Origin of the sequence: Pseudomonas meliae, from assembly GCF_001400515.1 — a bacterium.
Lineage (GTDB): Bacteria > Pseudomonadota > Gammaproteobacteria > Pseudomonadales > Pseudomonadaceae > Aquipseudomonas > Aquipseudomonas amygdali.
The window spans coordinates 1-3,344 of sequence record NZ_LJQT01000147.1; the positions used below are offsets into that span (position 1 = coordinate 1).

The following is a 3,344-nucleotide window of genomic DNA, read 5'->3' on the forward strand; positions in this document are numbered from 1 at the left end:
CGGAGCGTGGGGACGATAGTTATATCCCTATCACTCAAAACGGCTTGAACAACACCGCCTGACCCTCAGGTGAGGTGAATATCCCGTCGCCGTTGTGGCCGACTTTCGGCACGATTACCAGGCGCTGGTTCAGCCCTTCAGGATGGCGCTTCTTGAGGTAGTTGAAGTAGTTCTGGCCACGAATCAGGCGATATGCGCCTTGCGCTTCGGCGGCACAGGTCTTGTCCAGAGCAGGGTGGTTGCGATCGGTGTCCAGCTCGCCCATCAGGTAAGTGATGTCGCGCTTCACGTAATTCTTCTCGATGTCAGCCGGCTTTTCCTTTCCCGAATAGAACGGCATCTTGTTCAGACCGTATTTCCACTCGTCGAAATCAGGGCAGCTCTGCACCGTTACCGGTTCAGGCCGCTCTGCGTCGAAATAGGCATAGGACGACGGGTTGGCAATTACATAACGCAGCTTCACGCCTTCCCGCTGCAGCAGAGCATCTTCCTTGCCGCCGATCATCGCGTAGCGCTGCACCACCTGGGCACCACCGGAATGCCCGGCAATGACCACTTCTTTGAGATTCGGGAACAGCTTGCTGTCGCTCAGACGCTTGAGGATATGGTCCAGGACCAGAAACGAACTGACGGGCTTGGGATTGGTGGCGGTTGCGCCTTCCATCCAGCTGTTCTGGCGCCAGCGCAGAATCGACTCCGGCAGGTGATGCGCGACAATGTCCTTCTCATCCAGAAATTGCGGGGCGATCAGCAAGGTCTTGCTGCGCTCTTTGGATTGATTGGCGGCACGTTCGATGCTGCGCAGGTAGGTTTGCGCATTACGCAGGCGGCCGTGCAGCACGATCACCGCGCGCTCGATCTTCGGCTTGGGGTGTACCCATTCCTGGCTAAGCCCCAGTGTCGCCTCTGCACCATTGATGGCCAGGCGATCCGGACTGATAGACGTAACCGCTTGATCCTCGGCATGCGCCCCGAGGCTCGCGAAGGCAGTGCTCAACAACAGGACCAGAAGCGGTTTAATCATGTGTTCAGAGACTCTTGGCGGCGAATGTATCGCATTGATTGATTTGGCCTTGGGCAAAGCCTGCCTTGAACCAGCGTACACGCTGGGCAGACGTCCCATGAGTAAAGGAGTCCGGAGCGACTCGACCACTGCTTTGCTGTTGCAAGCGATCATCGCCGATAGCGTTGGCCGCATTCAATGCCTCTTCAATATCACCCGGCTCAAGCCAGTTCAAACGATTTTGTGCGTTGTACGCCCAAACACCTGCAAAGCAGTCCGCCTGAAGCTCCTGGCGGACCAGTAAACCGTTGGCACCTTCCATTTTTTGCCCGGCCTGACGAGCCTTGTCGACCTTGGCAGAAATGCCCAGCAGGGTCTGCACATGGTGCCCGACTTCGTGGGCAATCACGTAAGCCTGGGCGAAGTCTCCAGCGGCGGAAAAGCGTTGGGCCATTTCGCGGAAGAAGTCCATGTCCAGATAGACCTGCTGGTCAGCCGGGCAGTAGAACGGGCCGGTCGCCGAGGTGGCGCGACCGCAAGCCGAGTTGACCTGGCCGCTGAACAGCACCAGCGTCGGGTCCTTGTACTCGCGACCGTTCTGAGCGAACACGGCGCGCCAAGTGTCTTCGGTATCACCGAGGATGCTGCGCACGAATTCGGCTTGCTGGTCGTTGGCCGGTGGCGCCTGACGCGTTTGCGCGCTGGGTGGGGCGCTTTGCTCGGTGCCTTGCCCGGTCAGTTGCCCGAGAATCTGCATCGGGTCCTGACCGGTNNAGCAGGCCGATGGCAACGATGATCACAATGCCGCCCAGGCCCAGCCCCTTGCCACCGATGCGCATGCCGCCGCCGCCACTGCTGCCGCCATCACGCGCATCGACTACGTTGTCGCTACGTCGGCCTTTTTTCCAGAGCATGTCGGATCCCTCTTCTTTTCGTGCAATGAGTGTCGCTGCTGATACAGGTCTGCGCCAGTCTGGCGGTCCGGCCAGCGTGTGCAGGATGCGAGGGTATAGAGGTGCGAGAGAGCCGATTGGTTCGGGAAGTCCGTGTCTAGCTTTTCACGGGCTGCGCCTGCAACACGTCAGGCGGCGACGCATCGGCAAAACGGTCGACCTGCCGCAGCGATTTGAAGCCCGTCATCCACGCGCCGACCACGCCCAGTGTGCAGACGCCACCCATGATTGCCGCAGGTATGGCGCCGACCAGCGAGGCGCTGGTGCCTGCGCGAAACTCGCCCAGCTCATTGGATGAACCGATAAACAGCATGTTCACGGCATTGACCCGGCCGCGCATGTTGTCCGGCGTCGAAAACTGCACCAGCGCAGAGCGAATGAACACGCTGACCATGTCCGCCGCGCCCGCGACCAGCAGAGCCAGGCACGAAAGCCAGAACAGTGTCGACAGTGCGAACACCAGATTCGCTACGCCGAACAGGCCGACGGCAATAAACATGGTCATGCCGACGTTGCGCTGCAGCGGGCGCATGCTCAGGTAAATACCGACGCCCAGCTCGCCCAGGCTCATCGACGCACGCAGCATGCCCAGCCCTTGGGGGCCCAGATTCAGCACTTCATGGGCGTAAATCGGCAGCAGCCCCACCACGCCGCCGAGCAGCACGGCGAACAGGTCCAGCGAAATGGTGCCGAGGATGATCGGTCGCGAGCGGATGAAGGCAATTCCCGCGGTGAACCGGCCCCAGGCGCTGGAGCCAAGTTCCACTGGCTTGCCGGCAAAGGGCGTCGCTACAGGGGCCAGAAACAGGATGCCAGCTATGAATGCTGCCACGCAGACTGAATACGTCAGTTCTGCACCGCCCAGCCAATACAGATAGCCGCCGATCAGCGGGCCGCCAACGGTCGAACAGCGCATGATCACACTGTTGGTGGCAATGGCCGAAGGCAGTTGGTCACGCGGGACAATCTGTGGCAGCAGGCTTTGCAGGGCCGGGCCGGTGAAGGCGCGGGCGCAGCCGTAGAGCATCAGCGCGCCGTAGATCAGCCGCAGGTCTTGCAGTTTGAGGGCCGAAAACACAAACAGAATGGTGCCGCAGAATGCCTGCACGCCCCAACTGATCATCAGGATGACCTTGCGGTTGTAGCGGTCGATCAGGTCCCCGGCAGGCATCAACAGCAGCAACATGGGAATAAACTGAGCAAGGCCGACATACGCCAGTGCCATTGGCTCGCGGGTCATGTCATAGACCTGCCAGGCGACCACCACTGCCTGAATCTGCATGGCAAACACTGCCATCAGGCGCGAGAGGATAAAACTGACGAAACCGGGCTGGCTGGACAACTTGACCGGGGCAGGAGGGGCGGAAGACTCAGAGCTCAAGAAAGGG

General features: G+C 60.2%; 2 protein-coding genes and 1 pseudogene. All 3 read right to left on the reverse strand.

The annotated features are described in order from the left end of the window. Positions 1–34: 34 nt before the first annotated feature. Positions 35–1,024, reverse strand: a complete 990-nt coding sequence (locus ALO64_RS06560) for a hypothetical protein (RefSeq protein ID WP_044321041.1) — start codon at positions 1,022–1,024, stop codon at positions 35–37. Positions 1,025–1,103: 79 nt separating this feature from the next. After that, a pseudogene (ypfJ, locus tag ALO64_RS06565) lies at positions 1,104–1,917 on the reverse strand (KPN_02809 family neutral zinc metallopeptidase); the annotation flags it as partial. Positions 1,918–2,053: 136 nt separating this feature from the next. Further along, entirely contained in the window at positions 2,054–3,337 is a 1,284-nt protein-coding gene (locus ALO64_RS06570; protein ID WP_044344429.1) for an MFS transporter, read from the reverse strand. Positions 3,338–3,344: the final 7 nt, after the last annotated feature.